General features: G+C 61.1%; 19 protein-coding genes and 3 tRNA genes. 16 read left to right on the top strand and 6 right to left on the bottom strand.

Annotation, left to right across the window (positions count from 1 at the left end; genetic code table 11):
- Positions 1 to 23: 23 nt before the first annotated feature.
- The gene (locus VMP31_RS13900; RefSeq protein ID WP_325508089.1) at positions 24 to 335 is read left to right on the top strand and encodes a YkgJ family cysteine cluster protein; all 312 of its coding nucleotides are present in this window, start codon (positions 24 to 26) and stop codon (positions 333 to 335) included.
- Positions 336 to 477: 142 nt separating this feature from the next.
- Here the strand turns inward: VMP31_RS13900 and VMP31_RS13895 are convergent, their stop codons facing one another.
- The 6 genes from VMP31_RS13895 to hemA all read right to left on the bottom strand — a co-directional run bounded on the left by VMP31_RS13895 (position 478) and on the right by hemA (position 6,165).
- Positions 478 to 993, bottom strand: a complete 516-nt coding sequence (locus VMP31_RS13895; protein ID WP_325508087.1) for an acyloxyacyl hydrolase — start codon at positions 991 to 993, stop codon at positions 478 to 480.
- An 83-nt stretch (positions 994 to 1,076) separates the two neighbouring features.
- Positions 1,077 to 1,886, bottom strand: coding sequence for a glutamate racemase (murI, locus tag VMP31_RS13890; protein WP_325508085.1), 810 nt, complete (start codon positions 1,884 to 1,886; stop codon positions 1,077 to 1,079).
- Between the two features lie 96 nt (positions 1,887 to 1,982).
- Positions 1,983 to 2,732, bottom strand: a complete 750-nt coding sequence (locus VMP31_RS13885) for a molybdopterin-synthase adenylyltransferase MoeB (protein ID WP_325508164.1) — start codon at positions 2,730 to 2,732, stop codon at positions 1,983 to 1,985.
- Between the two features lie 19 nt (positions 2,733 to 2,751).
- Positions 2,752 to 3,585, bottom strand: a complete 834-nt coding sequence (prmC, locus tag VMP31_RS13880; RefSeq protein ID WP_325508083.1) for a peptide chain release factor N(5)-glutamine methyltransferase — start codon at positions 3,583 to 3,585, stop codon at positions 2,752 to 2,754.
- A gap of 192 nt (positions 3,586 to 3,777) precedes the next feature.
- Positions 3,778 to 4,860: a peptide chain release factor 1 gene (gene prfA / locus VMP31_RS13875; protein WP_325508081.1), complete on the bottom strand. Its 1,083-nt coding sequence runs from the start codon at positions 4,858 to 4,860 to the stop codon at positions 3,778 to 3,780.
- Positions 4,861 to 4,869: 9 nt separating this feature from the next.
- Positions 4,870 to 6,165 carry a glutamyl-tRNA reductase gene (gene hemA / locus VMP31_RS13870; protein WP_325508079.1) on the bottom strand — a complete coding sequence of 432 codons (1,296 nt, stop codon included), beginning with the start codon at positions 6,163 to 6,165 and terminating at the stop codon, positions 4,870 to 4,872.
- A gap of 183 nt (positions 6,166 to 6,348) precedes the next feature.
- Here hemA and VMP31_RS13865 point away from each other — a divergent pair, with 183 nt between their 5' ends.
- The 15 genes from VMP31_RS13865 to VMP31_RS13795 all read left to right on the top strand — a co-directional run bounded on the left by VMP31_RS13865 (position 6,349) and on the right by VMP31_RS13795 (position 16,568).
- Complete coding sequence (locus VMP31_RS13865; protein ID WP_325508077.1) at positions 6,349 to 8,079, top strand: tetratricopeptide repeat protein; 1,731 nt, start codon at positions 6,349 to 6,351, stop codon at positions 8,077 to 8,079.
- Complete coding sequence (gene lolB, locus VMP31_RS13860) at positions 8,079 to 8,696, top strand: lipoprotein insertase outer membrane protein LolB (protein ID WP_325508075.1); 618 nt, start codon at positions 8,079 to 8,081, stop codon at positions 8,694 to 8,696. The genes VMP31_RS13865 and lolB overlap by 1 nt, the downstream gene beginning before the upstream one ends.
- Positions 8,693 to 9,568, top strand: coding sequence for a 4-(cytidine 5'-diphospho)-2-C-methyl-D-erythritol kinase (ispE, locus tag VMP31_RS13855; RefSeq protein ID WP_325508073.1), 876 nt, complete (start codon positions 8,693 to 8,695; stop codon positions 9,566 to 9,568). The genes lolB and ispE overlap by 4 nt, the downstream gene beginning before the upstream one ends.
- A 27-nt stretch (positions 9,569 to 9,595) precedes the next feature.
- A tRNA-Gln gene (locus tag VMP31_RS13850) sits at positions 9,596 to 9,670 on the top strand.
- A gap of 52 nt (positions 9,671 to 9,722) precedes the next feature.
- Positions 9,723 to 9,797: transfer RNA gene (locus tag VMP31_RS13845), tRNA-Gln, on the top strand.
- Between the two features lie 46 nt (positions 9,798 to 9,843).
- Positions 9,844 to 10,785 carry a ribose-phosphate pyrophosphokinase gene (locus tag VMP31_RS13840; protein ID WP_305593610.1) on the top strand — a complete coding sequence of 314 codons (942 nt, stop codon included), beginning with the start codon at positions 9,844 to 9,846 and terminating at the stop codon, positions 10,783 to 10,785.
- Between the two features lie 114 nt (positions 10,786 to 10,899).
- Positions 10,900 to 11,523, top strand: a complete 624-nt coding sequence (locus VMP31_RS13835; protein WP_325508070.1) for a 50S ribosomal protein L25/general stress protein Ctc — start codon at positions 10,900 to 10,902, stop codon at positions 11,521 to 11,523.
- Between the two features lie 69 nt (positions 11,524 to 11,592).
- Positions 11,593 to 12,183, top strand: coding sequence for an aminoacyl-tRNA hydrolase (pth, locus tag VMP31_RS13830; protein ID WP_325508068.1), 591 nt, complete (start codon positions 11,593 to 11,595; stop codon positions 12,181 to 12,183).
- Between the two features lie 32 nt (positions 12,184 to 12,215).
- Positions 12,216 to 13,316 carry a redox-regulated ATPase YchF gene (gene ychF / locus VMP31_RS13825; protein WP_325508066.1) on the top strand — a complete coding sequence of 367 codons (1,101 nt, stop codon included), beginning with the start codon at positions 12,216 to 12,218 and terminating at the stop codon, positions 13,314 to 13,316.
- A gap of 78 nt (positions 13,317 to 13,394) precedes the next feature.
- Positions 13,395 to 13,471: transfer RNA gene (locus tag VMP31_RS13820), tRNA-Met, on the top strand.
- Positions 13,472 to 13,638: 167 nt separating this feature from the next.
- Positions 13,639 to 14,871, top strand: coding sequence for a tyrosine-type recombinase/integrase (locus VMP31_RS13815; protein ID WP_325508064.1), 1,233 nt, complete (start codon positions 13,639 to 13,641; stop codon positions 14,869 to 14,871).
- Positions 14,868 to 15,482, top strand: a complete 615-nt coding sequence (locus tag VMP31_RS13810; protein ID WP_325508062.1) for a hypothetical protein — start codon at positions 14,868 to 14,870, stop codon at positions 15,480 to 15,482. The genes VMP31_RS13815 and VMP31_RS13810 overlap by 4 nt, the downstream gene beginning before the upstream one ends.
- Before the next feature lie 86 nt (positions 15,483 to 15,568).
- Positions 15,569 to 15,790, top strand: a complete 222-nt coding sequence (locus tag VMP31_RS13805) for a transcriptional regulator (protein WP_325508060.1) — start codon at positions 15,569 to 15,571, stop codon at positions 15,788 to 15,790.
- On the top strand, positions 15,787 to 16,104 hold the full coding sequence (locus VMP31_RS13800) for a hypothetical protein (protein WP_325508058.1): 318 nt from the start codon (positions 15,787 to 15,789) through the stop codon (positions 16,102 to 16,104). The genes VMP31_RS13805 and VMP31_RS13800 overlap by 4 nt, the downstream gene beginning before the upstream one ends.
- Before the next feature lie 287 nt (positions 16,105 to 16,391).
- The gene (locus VMP31_RS13795) at positions 16,392 to 16,568 is read left to right on the top strand and encodes a hypothetical protein (protein ID WP_325508056.1); all 177 of its coding nucleotides are present in this window, start codon (positions 16,392 to 16,394) and stop codon (positions 16,566 to 16,568) included.
- Positions 16,569 to 16,740 lie beyond the last annotated feature (172 nt).

Raw genomic sequence — 16,740 nt, 5'->3', positions numbered from 1 at the left:
CCACATGGCGTACACTGCGCGGCATGAGTCAGAACATCCCCCATACCCAACTCGCGGACGAACCGGCGGTCAGCTGCAGCAACTGCGCCGCCTGCTGCTGCCAGCTGGAAGTCATGCTGATCACCGACACCGGTGTGCCGCCCCGCTATATCGACACCGACGACTGGGGCGGCGAAGTGATGCTGCGCCTGGACGACGGCTGGTGCGCTGCACTGGACCGCAACAGCATGCGCTGCACCATTTACGAAGTGCGCCCACTGATCTGCCGCGAATTCGAAACCGCCTCCCCCGAATGCCTGGACGAGCGCAAGGGCATGACCAGCATCTACCGCTGAGCCCGCGCGCGTTACTGCGGGTACAAAAAATCGTCAGGTACGATTTTTAACGTCGCGCAGCGACCGCCCCAAGGGTGGTGCCACGGATAGCAGACCATAAAAAACCGGACCTCGATCCGGTTTTTTTTAACGCCACCAACCGCTAGAAACTCATACGGTAATGCAGGCTATAGCTCTCAACTCCGTCGTTAGGCTGTTTAAGCCCGGCGTTGGAGTAATGCAGCGCACGCACGCCGACTTCCTGCCCGGCGAAACGCACGCCGAAGCCGATGCGGTCTTCAAACTGGAAGGAGGAACCCAGGTCGTTGTCTTCCATCTCGGTGCTGCTGAATGCCGCAATACCGATGCCGGCTTCGATATAGGGCTTGAAGCGCTCGCCGGCAAACTCGTAAACGAACACCGGGCTGAGCGACAGGCTGTGGTTGCTCGCGGTCTTGTCGCCATCCCAATAGGTGTAGGCGGCGTCCCAGTAGCCAGTCAGGCGGCCGACATCACTGGCAAACCAGCTGCGGTTGAAATCGAACTGGGTGCCGAGGCGATAGGTCATGGTCGAGTCGCCCGTCTGGCCAACCGCAACACTCAGATCAGCCGCCTGTAACGCACTCACCGGCCCCAATGCTAAGGCCGCAAACGCAGCCAAAGTAACGACTTTTCTCATGGTAATAATCCTTATCCACCCAAGTAGAAGCTTGCAGTCACTGCTTGAGAGTATAGAAATCTTTAGCTGCTGAGAAAGACTACTTATGGGTAAACCGCGTCGGGCAGGCCGCTGACCAGCGCCGCTTCGCCCCATAGCAGCGGCAACACCCGCTGCATGGCCGCAGGATCAGCACTCGACCAGAACTGCGCCGGCTGCGCCGGGCCGTTGGCAAGCAGATCATTGCCTGCCAGCAGACGTCGGACCTGCTGCGCCACCGCCGCGCCGGTGTCGATCAGGCTGACCGAGTCCGGCACCAAGCTACGCAACAGCGGTTTGATAAAGGGGTAATGGGTGCAGCCGAGAATCAACGTATCGCAGCCCTCGGCCAGCAGCGGCGCGACAAAGCCCTGGAGCAGTTCGCGAGTAGCGGCGCTGTCCAGCTCGCCAGCCTCGATACGCTCGACCAGCCCGGGACAGGGCTGGGTAATCACCCGCACATCGTTGGCAAAACGGTCGAGCAAGGCGGCGAACTTGGCGCTTTTTAGCGTACCGGTGGTGGCCAGCACACCCACCACGCCGCTCTGCGTGGCGGCCGCTGCAGGCTTGACCGCCGGCTCCATGCCCACCAATGGCAACTGCGGATAGAGCTCACGCAACTCGGCCACCCCCGCCACCGTGGCGGTATTGCAGGCCAGCACCAGTGCCTTGGCACCCTGGGCGAGAAGAAACTCGGCCAGCACCCGGCAGCGCTCGCGGATAAATTCCGGGCTCTTTTCGCCATAGGGCACATGGCCGCTGTCGGCGACATAGAGCAGCGATTCATTCGGCAACAGCGCACGAATCTCACCCAGCACCGACAGCCCGCCGACGCCGGAGTCGAATACGCCAATCGGGGCGTCTGGATGACTCATATATTTACCCACTGCAGCCAAGTGTAGGGTGGGCATGCCGAAGGCTTGTCCACCACGCAGACAGTAATGGCGGACAAGGCTGGAGCCATGTCCACCCTACGCATCGCCACACACGCTGCAGCCCGGATCGCGCTTGACCCGCAGCTCGCGGAAACGGCTGCCAAGCGCATCGATCAACAGCAGGCGGCCCACCAGCGGCTCGCCAAACTGCGCCAGCAGCTTCAAGGCTTCCAGCGCCTGCAAACTACCGACCAAACCTACCAGCGGGCCGACCACACCAGCTTCGCTGCAGGTCAACTCGGCCTCGCTGCCGTGACCATAGATACAGTGGTAGCAAGGGCTGTCATCCCGCCGCGGATCGAATACCGAGAGCTGGCCTTCCAAGCGAATCGCCGCGCCGCTAACCAGCGGCACCTTGGCGGCCACGCAGGCGGCATTGACCGCCTCGCGGGTGCTGAAATTGTCCGAGCAATCCAACACCAGATCCACCGCCGCCACAGCGGCCGCCAGAGAATCGCTGTCCAAGCCCTGCCGATGCGCTTGCAGGCGCAGCTGCGGGTTGATCGCGAGCAGACGCTTACTCGCCGAGTCGACCTTGCTTTGGCCAATGCTGGCGGTGTCATGGGCGATCTGCCGTTGCAGATTGGTCAGGTCGACCGTATCGAAATCCGCCAGATGCAATTCACCGACGCCCGCCGCCGCCAGATACAGTGCCACCGGCGAGCCCAGGCCGCCGAGGCCGATGATCAGCGCGCGGCTGTTTTTCAGGCGCAGCTGGCCGGCGATATCGATCTGTTGCAGAAGGATCTGCCGGCTATAGCGCAGCAGCTCCTCGTCATTCAGCATGTCCTGCGCACTCATGGCGTCACTCATTATCGAAGCGTCCCAGACTGATGCGCTCATGGCCGCCGAGGTCACGCCGGCTTTCCACCGCGCTAAAGCCACGCGCATTGAGTAGCTCGCGCACCGCCAACGCCTGATCGAAACCATGCTCCAGCAACAGCCAGCCGCCTGCTTCAAGATAGTCCGGTGCCTGGGCAATGATCAGGCGAATATCGTCCAGCCCATCCGCGCCCGCCACCAGCGCGCTGCTCGGCTCGAAACGCACATCGCCTTCGGCCAGATGACGATCATCAGCGGCGATATAGGGCGGGTTGCTGACGATCAGCTGATAACGCTGTCCATCTAAAGCGCTAAACCAGTGGCTTGCAACAAAGCTGGTATTGGCCAGTTTGAGCCGTGCGCGATTGCGCTCGGCCAGGGTCACCGCCTCCGGCACGCGATCCACACCGGTTAACCGCCAGGCTGGACGTTCGCTGGCCAAAGCCAGGGCAATCGCACCGGTGCCGGTGCCCAGATCCAGCAGCGTGGCAGGCGTGGCCGGTAGCAGCGCGAGCACGGTTTCCACCAGCAATTCGGTATCCGGACGGGGGATCAGGGTATGCGACGCAACCTCCAGCTCCAGACTCCAGAAGCCCTGCTGGCCAAGGATATAGGCCACCGGCTCGCCAGCCTGACGTCGAACGATTGCGGCCTGATAGCGCTCAAGCTGCTCGGCCTCAAGCTCGCGCTCCGGCCAGGTATGCAGATAGCTGCGCGACTTGCCCAGGGCGTGGGCGAGCAACAACTCGGCGTCCAGGCGCGGGGTGGGCGAGTCCGGTAGATCGGCAGCGTTAAGCAGGGATTCGATGGTAGCCATGCTTCTCTCGTAGGGTGGATCGAGGCGCGTAGCTCGCGCTGTATCGACCCACCGTGCGGGCTCCTGGTGGATGAAAAAGCGTCATCCACCCTACGTACTGGCGGATACCGCTCCCCTCTCCCTAACCCTCTCCCCAAAGGGGCGAGGGGATCAATCGGTGCAAGCCGTGCTACCGAGTCAAATTCAAACCTATCAATCGCCCAGCGCCGCCAGCTGATCGGCCTGATATTCGACCAGCAGCGGTTCGATAATCGCTTCGACGCCGCCGGCAATCACTTCATTGAGTGAATACAGGGTCAGGTTGATGCGGTGATCGGTGACTCGCCCTTGCGGGAAGTTGTAGGTGCGGATGCGCTCGGAACGGTCACCGGAGCCCACCAGCAGTTTGCGCGAGTCGGAAATTTCCTTGTGCGCGGCGGCTTCCTGCTGGTCTTTCAATTTCGCCGCGAGCCAGGCCATGGCCTTGGCGCGGTTCTTGTGCTGCGAGCGCTCTTCCTGACATTCCACCACGGTGCCGGTGGGAATGTGGGTGATGCGGATCGCCGAGTCGGTGGTGTTAACGTGCTGACCGCCGGCACCGGAGCTGCGGTAGGTGTCCACCCGCAGGTCGGCCGGGTTGATATCGATGGCCATCTGCTCATCCGGTTCGGGCAGCACGGCGACGGTGCAGGCCGAGGTGTGAATGCGGCCCTGGGATTCGGTCTCGGGCACGCGCTGCACGCGATGCGCGCCGGACTCGAACTTGAGCTTGCCGTAGACGTTGTCGCCCTCGACCCGGGCAATCACTTCCTTATAGCCGCCATGCTCGCCTTCGCTGGCCGACAGCACTTCTACGCGCCAGCCCTGACGCTCGGCATAACGCGAATACATGCGGAACAGGTCGCCGGAAAAGATCGCCGCCTCATCACCACCGGTGCCGGCGCGTACTTCGAGGAATACGTTACGGCCATCGTTGGGGTCCTTGGGCAGCAGCATGCGCTGCAGGCTGGCTTCCAGTACGATCAGCTGTTCCTTTGCCTCGGCAACTTCTTCCTCGGCCATCTCGCGCATGTCCGGGTCGCTGTCCTTGAGCAGCGCCTGGGCACCTTCGAGGTCGGCCTGAACTTTGCGGAACGCACTGAACGCCTGGTATACCGGCTCAATCTCGGCGTATTCCTTGGAATAGGCGCGAAACTGCGGCTGGTTGCTGATCACTTCGGCATCGCCGAGCAGCGCGGTCAGCTCTTCGAAACGATCCTGCAACAGGTCGAGTTTATTGATCAGTGACGCTTTCATTGCAGACCTTTATTTATTGGCCGAGCCGCTATGGGTCGAAGCAGGCGGCGCGCCCTCGTCGAGGGCAAAGAGTTCTTGAGCCACGCCCAGCGCATCGACGCGGCCGTCAGCAGAGAATTTTTTCAGCTGCACGCTAGGCGCATGCAGCAACTTGTTGGTCAGGCCGCGGGCCAGCAGCGCCAGCACATCCTCGGCCGAGCTGCCGTTGTTGAGCAGACGCAGGGCCTTGTTCAGCTCCTCGTCGCGCAGGCGCTCGGCCTGCTGGCGGTAGGCCTTGAGCACATCCACTGCAGCCAGCTCGCGCAGGCGCTGCATAAAGTCCTGAGCGCCGATCGCCACCAGTTCCTCGGCGGCCTGGGCCGCGCCCTGACGGCTTTTGAGGTTTTCCGCGATTACCTCATGCAGGTCATCGACGGTATAGAGGTAGACGTCGTCCAGCTCGCCGACTTCCGGCTCGATATCCCGCGGCACGGCGATATCAACCATAAAGATCGGCTTGTGCTTGCGCTGCTTCAGCGCCCGTTCCACCGCGCCCTTGCCGAGAATCGGCAGCTGGCTGGCGGTGGAGCTGATAACGATATCGCTGTTGACCAGCTCATCAGGGATTTCCGAGAGCAGCACCGCATGCGCACCAAACTGCTCGGCCAGGTTGCTGGCGCGCTCCAAGGTGCGGTTGGCCACCACGATACGCTTGATGCCCTGATCGTGCAGATGACGGGCGACCAGGCTAATGGTCTCCCCTGCGCCGATCAGCAGCGCCTGGCTGCGATGCAGGTCGGCGAAAATCTGCTTGGCCAGGCTGACGGCGGCAAAGGCCACGGAGACCGGGTTTTCGCCAATCGCGGTATCGGTGCGCACGGTCTTGGCGGTGCTGAAGGTGGCCTGAAACAAGCGCCCGAGCAGCGGGCCGAGGGTGCCGGCCTCGCGGGCCACGGCGAAGGCCGATTTCATCTGGCCGAGAATCTGTGGTTCGCCCAACACCATGGAGTCCAGCCCCGAGGCCACGCGCATCATATGGCGCACGGCTTCGTCATCGGCATGGATATAGGCGCAGGCGCGCAGCTCTTCAAGGCTCAGCTGGTGATAAGCGGCCAGCCAGGCCAGCACTTCATCGACGCTCAGGCCGTCCTGTTCGAGGTAGAGTTCGCTGCGATTGCAGGTCGAAAGAATCGCCGCCTCCCGGCTGCTGGTGCGCTGACAGAGCTGCTGTAGCGCCTCAACCAACTGCTCGGGGGTAAAAGCCACGCGTTCGCGGACATCCACCGAAGCGGTTTTATGGTTGATACCAAGGGCAATAAAGGCCATGCAAGGTCGCTGACAGGGAGTGGAAGCCGGCAATTGTCCTACTTCGGCCAGGCGAGAACAACCACCGCTAGCTATTGTCCCATTAGCCAGATTTATCTATTAATCCGGATCATCCCACCCCATGGGCTTGCCCTGGCGCTTGTGTCATGATGCCCAAACCGCAGGTTGGCCACATATCTCTCTATGAATAGATCCCTTGCCTTGCTGACTGCCGCTGCCTTGCTCAGTGGCTGCCAGACGTTTGCCCCCTCAGCCCCGGATGGCACGCCACCGGTGGAAGACCCTGCAGCTGTGACGCCAGCCGCGGAGCCTCAGGTGTATGGCTCCTTCAGCCAAGACACCCTGCTGGCGTTGCTGACGGCCGAACTGGCCGGGCAACGCAATCGCTTCGACATTGCCCTGGGCAACTATGTCCAGCAGGCCAATGCGACCCAGGATGCTGGCGTTGCCGAGCGCGGTTTTCGCATTGCCGAGTACCTGGGGGCCGAGCAGGCCGCCCTGGAAACCAGCCTGCTGTGGACCAAGAATGCCCCCGACAGCATCGACGCCCAGCGCGCCGCCGCCGTGCAGCTGGCCCGCGCCGGGCGCTACGACGAGTCCATGAGCTTTATGGAACGTGTGCTGCAGCGCCAGGGCGATACGCATTTCGACTTCCTCGCCCTGTCCGCCGCGGAAAGTGACCCGGACACCCGCGCCGGGCTGCTGCAGAGCTTTGCTCGCCTGCAGAAGAAATACCCCGACAACCATCAGTTGCTGTTCGGCCAGGCCCTGTTGCTGCAACAGGACGGCCGCGCTCAGGAAGCCCTAGAGCGCCTGCAGGAGCAACCGGCCAAGGACCGCCCCATCGCCGCCATCCTGCTGCAGGCACGCCTGCTGCAGAGCCTCGAACGCAACGATGACGCCCTGTCCCTGCTGGAAAAAGCTATCAAGCAGCACCCGGACGATAAACGCCTGCGCCTGACCTACGCCCGCCTGTTGGTGGCCGAAGATCGCCTCGACGAAGCCAAGGGCGAATTTGCCTCGCTGCTGCAGCAGTTCCCCAATGACGACGACCTGCGTTTTTCCCTAGCCCTGGTCTGCCTGGAAGCCGAAGCCTGGCAAGAGGCAATTGTCTACCTGGAAGAACTGGTCGAGCGTGACAATCACGTCGACGCCGCCCACTACAACCTGGCCCGCGCCTACGAAGCCCTCGATGAGCCTGACAGCGCCCTGATCGAATACGCCCTGGTCGGTCCCAGCAACGACTATCTGCCCGCCCAGTCGCGCCAGAGCGAGCTGCTGTTCAAGCAGCAGCGCGGCGAGGAAGCGGCTAAGCGCCTGCGCCAGGCCCGGGAAACCCAGCCCGATTACGCCATCCAGCTGTACCTGATCGAAGCCGAAGCCTGGAGCAAGCAGCAGGACAACCAGCGCGCCTGGCAGGTGATCGAGCAGGCCCTGAAGCAATTCCCCGAAGACCTCAACCTGCTCTATACCCGCGCCATGCTCGCGGAAAAGCGCGACAACCTACCGCTGCTTGAGCAAGACCTGCGCTTTATCCTTGAGCGCGAGCCGGACAATGCCATGGCCCTCAACGCCTTGGGCTACACCCTGGCCGATCGCACCACCCGTTACGCCGAAGCGCGCGAGCTGATCGAGCAGGCCTACCAGCTCAACCCCGACGACCCGGCGATTCTCGACAGCCTGGGCTGGGTCAACTACCGCCAGGGCAACCTGGACGAGGCCGAACGCCTGCTGCGCAAGGCCCTGCAAGAGTTCCCCGACCACGAAGTGGCCGCCCACCTGGGTGAAGTGCTCTGGGCCCAGGGCAAACAGAAGGAAGCCCGCAAAATCTGGCGCGAGGCCCTTGCACAGCAACCCGACAGTTCAATTCTGCGCAGCACCCTGCTGCGCCTGACCGGAGCAGAGACGCTTTGATGCTTGCGCGCCACCTGATTGTTTTCAGCCTGATTGCCCTGCTCGCCGGCTGCGCCGGCCTGACCTCCCGTGAAGCCCTGGAGGGCCAGGGCGACGCCGGCCTGTGGCAAGCCCACAAACAGCAAGTCGCCAGCCTCGACGCCTGGCAGATCAGCGGCAAGGTCGGCATTCGCGCCCCCCAGGACTCAGGCAGCGGCACCCTGTTCTGGCTGCAACGCCAGGATTACTACGACATTCGCCTGTCCGGCCCCCTCGGCCGCGGGGCCGCACGCCTGACCGGCCGCCCCGGTGCCATCCTGCTGGAAGTGGCCAACCAAGGCCGCTACCAGGCCGCCACCCCGGAACAGCTGATGCAGGAGCAACTCGGTCTGAATCTGCCGGTCTCGCACCTACTCTGGTGGATTCGCGGCCTGCCCTCCCCGGATAGCAAGAGCCGCCTGAACCTGGATGCCGATAGCCGTCTGGCGCAACTGAGCCAGGATGGCTGGCAGGTCGAGTACCTGCGCTATGCCGAGCAGAATGGTTTCTGGCTGCCCGAGCGGATCAAGCTCAGCGGCTTTGACCTGCAGGTCACCCTGGTGATCAAGGACTGGCAGCCGCGCCAGCTGGGCCAATGACCGCCCCGGCAATTCCCGCTGCCGCCGAACTGACTCTGCCGGCACCGGCCAAGCTCAACCTGATGCTGCACATCCTCGGCCGCCGCGCCGACGGCTATCACGAGTTGCAGACCCTGTTCCAGTTTCTCGACTTCGCCGACGAGTTGGGCTTTGCCTTGCGCCAGGACGGTGAAATTCATCTGCACACACCCATTGACGGCGTTCCCCACGACAGCAACCTGATCGTGCGCGCCGCCCGCAGCCTGCAGCACGCCAGCGGCACCCGCCTGGGGGCCGATATCTGGCTGGACAAGCGCCTGCCCATGGGCGGTGGTATCGGCGGGGGCAGCTCGGATGCCGCCACCACCCTGCTCGGCCTCAATCATCTATGGCAGCTGAACTGGGACCAAGATCGCCTCGCAGCCCTGGGCCTGTCGCTCGGTGCCGATGTGCCGGTGTTCGTGCACGGTCACGCGGCCTTTGCCGAGGGTGTGGGCGAGCGCCTCACCGCCGTGGAGCTGGAAGAGCCCTGGTTTCTCGTCGCCATACCGCAAGTCTTTGTCAGCACAGCAGAAGTTTTCTCCGACCCTGAGTTGACACGGGATACGCCGCCCATTAAAGTTCGCAGCCTTCTTGAGGGGGGTGGTCGTAACGACTGCCTGCCGGTGGTCCAGAAGCGTTATAAAGAAGTACATAACGCTTTGATCTTGTTGAACAAATTTGTTCCCGCAAGATTAACCGGCACTGGAGCTTGTGTGTTTGGGAGCTTCCCAAACCGGGACGATGCTGATAAAGTCGCCCGCCAACTTCCAGGCACTTTGCCAAGTTTTGTTGCCCAGGGTCGTAACATCTCGATGTTGCACCGCAAGCTGGAAAAATTGGTCAGGAAGTGAATGTGTTCTACCGAGTTGTACGGTTGTAGGGGCGTCGCCAAGCGGTAAGGCAGCAGGTTTTGATCCTGCCATGCGTTGGTTCGAATCCAGCCGCCCCTGCCATTTCCGTCCTGGAGCGGATACACAACTCAGAGCATTCAGTAACACCGGATACAGGGGCGTCGCCAAGCGGTAAGGCAGCAGGTTTTGATCCTGCCATGCGTTGGTTCGAATCCAGCCGCCCCTGCCATTTTCTATACTCATCCAGGTATACCCTCAGCCGGCAGGTACTGCGCGTGTCCAAGATGATGGTCTTTACGGGGAACGCTAACCCCGATCTGGCGCGACGTATCGTACGTCAGCTGCACATTCCCCTCGGTGATGCCTCAGTCGGTAAATTCTCCGACGGCGAGATCATGATTGAAATCAACGAAAACGTCCGCGGTAAAGACGTCTTCCTGATTCAACCGACGTGCGCGCCAACCAATGACAACCTGATGGAACTGGTAGTGATGGCCGACGCCTTCCGCCGCTCCTCAGCGACCCGAATTACTGCAGTTATCCCCTACTTCGGCTATGCCCGCCAGGATCGCCGTCCGCGTTCCGCCCGTGTGGCAATCAGCGCCAAAGTTGTGGCTGACATGCTCACCGTTGTAGGTATCGACCGGGTTCTGACCGTCGACCTGCACGCGGATCAGATCCAGGGCTTCTTCGATATCCCGGTAGATAACATCTACGGCTCCCCAGTACTGGTGGACGATATCGAAGACCAGCGCTTCGAAAACCTGATGATCGTTTCCCCGGATATCGGCGGCGTGGTACGTGCTCGTGCCGTGGCCAAATCCCTGGGTGTAGACCTGGCGATCATCGACAAGCGCCGCGAAAAAGCCAACCACTCCGAAGTGATGCATATCATCGGTGACGTGGAAGGCCGTACCTGCATCCTGGTCGACGACATGGTGGATACCGCCGGCACCCTGTGCCACGCAGCCAAAGCGCTGAAAGAACACGGTGCCTCCAAAGTCTTCGCCTACGCCACACACGCTGTACTGTCTGGCCGGGCGATCGAAAACATCGAAAATTCCGTACTCGACGAGCTGGTGGTGACCAACACCATCCCGCTGTCCGCCGCCGCGCAATCCTGTTCGCGTATTCGCCAACTGGATATCGCCCCGGTAGTCGCTGAAGCGGTCCGCCGCATCAGCAATGAAGAATCGATCAGCGCGATGTTCCGTTAATCCGGAAATCGCCCTGAGCGCAAACGCCCTGCCCTAATGGCAAGGCCTTTCAACCAACCGTCCCGTCGCTGGTCGCAAGCGTAACGGACGGTTTGGTTATTTTGGAGAAGTGAAATGACTGCTGAATTTGCCCTGAATGCCGAAGTGCGTTCCGACCTGGGGAAAGGTGCGAGCCGCCGCCTGCGTCGTAACGTTGCCATGGTGCCTGCCGTAATCTACGGTGGCGAAAAAGCCCCGCAATCGATCAGCCTGCTGGCCAAAGAACTGGCCAAGCTGCTGGAAAACGAAGCAGCCTACAGCCACGTGCTGAGCCTGAACGTTGCCGGTAGCAACGAAAGCGTACTGATCAAAGCCCTGCAGCGTCACCCGGCCAAAGGCTACGTGATGCACGCCGACTTTATCCGCGTCGTTGCTGGCCAGAAACTGACCGCTATCGTCCCCCTGCACTTCCTCAACCAGGAAACTGCAGTTGGCGTGAAGCAGCAAGGTGGCGAAGTTTCCCACGTACTGTCCGAAGTAGAAGTGTCCTGCCTGCCGAAAGACCTGCCGGAATTCATCGAAGTCGATATGGCTGCCGTTGAAATCGGTCAGATCGTTCACCTGGCCGATCTGAAACTGCCAAAAGGCGTTGAGCTGGTTGCACTGGCTCACGGTAACGACCTGGCCGTGGCTAACATCCACGCCTCGCGCGTTGCTAAAGACGCAGAAGAAGGCGAAGGCGAAGGCGCTGCCGAGTAAACCTCGCAGCGTCGGAAACCAGCCCGGCATGCGATTCTGCCGGGCTATTTCCACAAAAGGGCTCCTGACATGACTGCCGTACAACTGATCGTTGGCCTGGGTAACCCCGGCCCTGAATACGACCAGACCCGGCATAATGCAGGGGCCCTTTTCGTTGAGCGTCTGGCCGACAGCCAGCGCATCAACTTGAGCCTCGACAAAAAGTATTTTGGCCTGACTGGCAAATTCAGCCATCAGGGCCGCGATGTTCGTCTGCTGATCCCCACCACCTTTATGAACCGCAGCGGCCAGGCTGTAGCGGCATTGGCGAATTTCTTCCGCATTGCGCCGGAAGCCATTCTGGTGGCCCACGACGAACTCGATATGCCGCCAGGCGTCGCCAAACTCAAACAGGGTGGCGGGCACGGCGGGCATAACGGGCTACGCGATATCATCGCCCAGCTCGGCAATCAGAACAGTTTTTACCGCCTGCGGCTTGGCATTGGCCATCCCGGGCACAGCAGCATGGTCTCCAACTTCGTCCTCGGCCGCGCCCCGCGCAGCGAGCAGGAGTTGCTGGACACCAGCATCGACTTTGCCCTGGGCGTCCTGCCGGAAATTCTCGCAGGCGACTGGAGCAAGGCCATGCACAAGCTGCACAGTCAGAAAGCCTCTTCTTAACTCTTCACCGCCAATCGCGCGAGGGACACACCATGGGATTCAACTGCGGCATCGTCGGCCTGCCCAACGTCGGCAAGTCCACCCTGTTCAACGCCCTCACCAAATCCGGGATTGCGGCGGAGAACTTCCCCTTCTGCACCATCGAGCCGAACAGCGGCATCGTGCCGATGCCCGACCCGCGCCTGCAGGCCCTGGCCGATATCGTCAACCCCAAGCGCATCCTGCCGACCACCATGGAATTCGTTGATATCGCAGGCTTAGTGGCCGGCGCTTCCAAGGGTGAAGGCCTGGGCAACAAGTTCCTCGCCAATATCCGCGAGACCGATGCCATCGCCCATGTGGTGCGCTGCTTCGAAGACGACAACGTGATTCACGTATCCAACAGCGTCGACCCCAAGCGCGACATCGAGATCATCGATCTGGAGCTGATCTTCGCCGACCTCGACAGCTGCGAAAAGCAGCTGCAAAAAGTCACCCGCAACGCCAAGGGCGGCGACAAGGACGCAGTGGTGCAGAAAGGCCTACTGGAGCAGCTGATTGCTCACTTCAGCGAAGGCAAGCCCGCGCGCAGCCTGATGAAGAACATGGGCACGGATGAGAAAGCAGTGATCCGTGGCTTCCACCTGCTCACCACCAAGCCAGTGATGTATATCGCCAACGTCGCCGAAGACGGCTTCGACAACAACCCGCTGCTCGACGTGGTGCGCGCCATTGCCGAAGAAGAAGGTGCCATCGTGGTGCCGGTGTGCAACAAGATCGAAGCGGAAATCGCCGAGTTGGACGACGGTGAAGAAAAGGACATGTTCCTAGAGGCCCTGGGCCTCGAAGAACCCGGCCTGAATCGGGTTATTCGCGCCGGCTACGAAATGCTCCATCTGCAGACTTACTTCACCGCCGGCGTCGAAGAAGTCCGCGCCTGGACCGTACGCGTCGGTGCCACCGCACCGCAGGCTGCGGGCGTGATCCACACCGATTTCGAAAAAGGCTTTATCCGCGCCGAAGTCATCGCCTACAACGACTTTATCCAATACAAGGGCGAAGCCGGCACCAAAGAGGCCGGCAAATGGCGTCTGGAAGGCAAGGAATACATCGTCAAGGACGGCGACGTGATGCATTTCCGCTTTAACGTGTAAGCGCTTGATCGCGCGCAGAAATTTTCTACTCAACAGGGTTGACAGCAACCCTCAAGACGCGAATAATGCGCGCCACTCGGCTACGTAGCTCAGCTGGTTAGAGCATAGCATTCATAATGCTGGGGTCCGGGGTTCAAGTCCCTGCGTAGCCACCAAACACCTGTTTCCACATGTTCCCACATGCTTCGGAAACACCCCAAGAAGCCCGCCTAGTGCGGGCTTTCTTATATCTGCACGTTCCTACTTGTTCCCACATGCCATTGCGCACCCTGTATCCCTGTGTGTATCCTCGACAAATAATTGAACCGAGGGGATACACAAAATGCAGCGATCGGAGATCAAGCGCCGCCCCTTGTCAGACACAGCCCTTGCGGGCCTGGAGCCTGACGCCAAGGAATACCGCGAGCTAGATGGCTCGGGCCTATATTTTCGAGTCAAGCCAGACGGGCAGAAGTCGTGGCAATTCCGCTACAAGAAGCCAGACGGTAAGTGGTCATGGCTTGGCCTGGGCGGCTACCCCGAAGTGAGTGGTTCACTGGCCAGGAAGAAAGCTGCTGATCTGCGGGCCGATGCTTCCGAAGGGAAAAACCCACTCGCAAGTAAGCAGGCCCGCCAGGCTAAAGAACAGGCCGCGGCTGATAACACCTTTGAGCACCTGGCGCGGGAGTGGTACGCCTCTCGGCTGAACAGCTGGGACGCTGGCACCGCTAAACGGGTGATGGGTGCACTTGAACGCCATGTGTTCCCTACCTTCGGCAAACGTCCGTACACCGGCATCTTGCCTATGGAGTGGATGGAGCTACTGCGCGGCATGGAGCGGCAAGGCATCCTCGAGCAGATGAGCCGGGTGCGCGCCTACTGCAAGGACGTGTACTACCTGGCCCGCGTGACAGGCCGCGCAGTGAACAACCCGCTGGACGGCGTGCATAAGTTCCTGTCAGCCGGCAAGGCAGAGAACTATGCCCACGTCTCTGCCGATGAGCTGCCCGCCCTACTCCGCGCCATCCACTCCTACCCTCACGCCAAGGACGTGCAGCTCGGCCTGCGCCTGCTGACCCTGCTGGCCGTGCGCCCGAGCGAGCTGCGCGAGGCGCAGTGGTCAGAGTTCGACTTCGACAAGAAGCTGTGGACGATCCCGGTAGAGCGCAAAGGCCGCAAGAAGGGCCGTGAGCACCTGGTGCCGCTCTGCCGCCAGGCCATAGCACTACTGGAAGAACTGCGCCCGTTCACTGGAGCTTATGCCCTACTCTTCCCTGGGCGTAGCGACCGCACCAAACCGCGCAGTGACACTGTGTTTTTAATGGCTCTGCGGCGTCTTGGTTACGAGGGCCGACAGACTGGCCATGGCTTCCGCCATATCGCCAGCACCATCCTTAACGAACACGGGTTTACCGCTGACCATATCGAAGCCCAGTTGAGCCACAAGGCCCCCGGCGTGCGCGGCATCTACAACAAGGCCCAGTACCTGGAACAACGCACGACCATGCTGCAATGGTATGCCGACTACCTGGACAAGCTGGCACAGGGCAACGTGGTGGAGATCAGGCGGGCATGAAAAAACTTGTGCCGCAGCGCAGTGGCGGATATGTGGATAATCAACTCACTGCCAAAACGACCGATACAATCCGCCGCCTCGGTGGCAACTTTGAGTTGCTGATTGAAAGAATCTCCTATCGTATTGGCGTATATCGCGATTTCAGGCGCGCAGCAGATACTGAGCCGCAAGTTGGGGTTGCAGTCGAGCACCTGCAAGCGCTTGGCAAGACTGCATGGGGGCTATACAAAGATATCGACCAGCTCCCAATGCATGCCGACGCTTTGGTCTGGGAGGAGATACGCCAGGCTGGTGGCGATGCCTATCTGTCCCTTCAGCAACTACAGCAAGGCCTAGTGCGCTTGGGGGCCGTTCTGAACTCTGTTGCCGGACAACTGACCCCATACGAGAACAAGCCGGGGAGGAAGTCGAGCAGCCTTGAGCACTCATTGTTATCCGAGGTGGCCGCCATGATTGAGGATCATGTCGGCAATGCTATTGGCAAAGTCGAAATTGCCGGTTTAGCAGCTGAACTACTGCGCGAATCGGGCGTGCACGGCCTGCCTGGCAAAGACAAGGCCCGGAAGGCCGTGCTCGCTTGGCGTCGTAAATTAGCAGTAAGCCCCGAATAGACATAAATGAGGGCCTATTCAGGGCCTTCTTAAGCGGAAAGGCATGTGAATAATGGGGGGCATCCCAACCAAACGGATGCGCCCATATGCACCTAGCACCTACCCCAAGTAAAGCCCTTATCCGCCAGCCGGCGCTCTGCGCCTGGCTCGACCTGTCCCGCTCTGGCCTGGACAAGCTCCGCAAGAAAGACTCAACCTTCCCGCGCCCGATCAAAGACGGCGATTCGCGCCAGGCCGCCGCTTATTACGTCGTGGCTGAGGTGCAGGCCTGGCTCCTCGCCAAGATCGAAGCGAGGGACGCAGAATGAAACCTGACGAGCTGCTTCGCACCGCGCCGAGCAAGATTGCTCGCGTCCTGGTGTACCTGCGCCACTTCGGCTCTCTCAATCGGTTTGAGGCCGCCCGCCAAGTCGGTGACACCTGCCTGAACTCGACTATTCCGGCGCTGGAAAATAACCACGGTTTGACCTTCGAGCACATGCCGGAGAAAGCAGCGAACAACTGGGGCGAGCCGTGCGACGTAACGCGCTACAGCCTGCCTGCCTGCGCACACGAGCACGCTGACAAGGTGCTGGCGCTGATGTTCACCCGGCGCGCTAAAGCGCAGAAGGCCGCCGCATGAACGAACATTCTCTCCCAACCGTTGCCAAGCCCGTCCAGGCGCGCTATGGTTTTCGCCAAGAGTGTCGTAACTCTATGTACCCCGGAACCCCGCGCCCGACAGTCGTGGATTTTTTGCGCCCACAATCCGCCCGGATTTTGGGCGACTCCAGCCGTTTTATGGCCGGGAGGGTGACGGATAAAACACCCCGAAAGGGGGAAGAAGTCCACCGTGGGTACACGGTTACGAACCTCCCGGCCGCCACATTTCTGTGGCGGTCAACCCGTGTCGTAACGGAGTACCGTCCCATGAAAAATGCCCTCAACCCGTCCGCGCCTGCCTACACCTGCACTCATGCCGAAGCCTGGAAGGCCCGCGCTATGGCAGCTTTGCGAGCTGACTCCAGCCTCGCGGTTAGGCTGCGCCGCTACAACGCCGCCATGGCCCGTGCTCGCGCTCTGGAAGTGCAAGGCGGTGCCGTATGAGCAACGCACCCGCAATCGCCACCGTGGCAAGCGATGCAATCGACCTGCTGACAGCTACCTGTGAGCAGCTGGATATGCTTGCCGCCACCCTGCGTGCCATCCGCAAAGCCTACCCCGACGCTTTCGCAGAGATGAGCGACGGCATCCGCAGTGGGTTGCTTGATACCCGCCA

This window comes from Pseudomonas sp. (assembly GCF_035512415.1).
Taxonomy (GTDB): Bacteria; Pseudomonadota; Gammaproteobacteria; order Pseudomonadales; family Pseudomonadaceae; genus Aquipseudomonas.
Note: the sequence above shows the minus strand (reverse complement) of the source record. Positions and strands in the feature narration are given on the sequence as shown.

What these genes read in the sequence shown, in the direction of transcription:
- VMP31_RS13795 (WP_325508056.1), top strand. Translation starts at nt 16,392, where the DNA reads ATGAAAAATGCCCTCAACCCGTCCGCGCCTGCCTACACCTGCACTCAT.
- hemA (WP_325508079.1), bottom strand. Translation starts at nt 6,165, where the DNA reads ATGGCCTTTATTGCCCTTGGTATCAACCATAAAACCGCTTCGGTGGAT.
- VMP31_RS13810 (WP_325508062.1), top strand. Translation starts at nt 14,868, where the DNA reads ATGAAAAAACTTGTGCCGCAGCGCAGTGGCGGATATGTGGATAATCAA.
- VMP31_RS13900 (WP_325508089.1), top strand. Translation starts at nt 24, where the DNA reads ATGAGTCAGAACATCCCCCATACCCAACTCGCGGACGAACCGGCGGTC.
- VMP31_RS13865 (WP_325508077.1), top strand. Translation starts at nt 6,349, where the DNA reads ATGAATAGATCCCTTGCCTTGCTGACTGCCGCTGCCTTGCTCAGTGGC.
- VMP31_RS13895 (WP_325508087.1), bottom strand. Translation starts at nt 993, where the DNA reads ATGAGAAAAGTCGTTACTTTGGCTGCGTTTGCGGCCTTAGCATTGGGG.
- VMP31_RS13885 (WP_325508164.1), bottom strand. Translation starts at nt 2,732, where the DNA reads ATGCTGAATGACGAGGAGCTGCTGCGCTATAGCCGGCAGATCCTTCTG.
- pth (WP_325508068.1), top strand. Translation starts at nt 11,593, where the DNA reads ATGACTGCCGTACAACTGATCGTTGGCCTGGGTAACCCCGGCCCTGAA.
- lolB (WP_325508075.1), top strand. Translation starts at nt 8,079, where the DNA reads ATGCTTGCGCGCCACCTGATTGTTTTCAGCCTGATTGCCCTGCTCGCC.
- murI (WP_325508085.1), bottom strand. Translation starts at nt 1,886, where the DNA reads ATGAGTCATCCAGACGCCCCGATTGGCGTATTCGACTCCGGCGTCGGC.
- VMP31_RS13815 (WP_325508064.1), top strand. Translation starts at nt 13,639, where the DNA reads ATGCAGCGATCGGAGATCAAGCGCCGCCCCTTGTCAGACACAGCCCTT.
- prmC (WP_325508083.1), bottom strand. Translation starts at nt 3,585, where the DNA reads ATGGCTACCATCGAATCCCTGCTTAACGCTGCCGATCTACCGGACTCG.
- ispE (WP_325508073.1), top strand. Translation starts at nt 8,693, where the DNA reads ATGACCGCCCCGGCAATTCCCGCTGCCGCCGAACTGACTCTGCCGGCA.
- prfA (WP_325508081.1), bottom strand. Translation starts at nt 4,860, where the DNA reads ATGAAAGCGTCACTGATCAATAAACTCGACCTGTTGCAGGATCGTTTC.
- VMP31_RS13800 (WP_325508058.1), top strand. Translation starts at nt 15,787, where the DNA reads ATGAAACCTGACGAGCTGCTTCGCACCGCGCCGAGCAAGATTGCTCGC.
- ychF (WP_325508066.1), top strand. Translation starts at nt 12,216, where the DNA reads ATGGGATTCAACTGCGGCATCGTCGGCCTGCCCAACGTCGGCAAGTCC.
- VMP31_RS13805 (WP_325508060.1), top strand. Translation starts at nt 15,569, where the DNA reads ATGCACCTAGCACCTACCCCAAGTAAAGCCCTTATCCGCCAGCCGGCG.
- VMP31_RS13835 (WP_325508070.1), top strand. Translation starts at nt 10,900, where the DNA reads ATGACTGCTGAATTTGCCCTGAATGCCGAAGTGCGTTCCGACCTGGGG.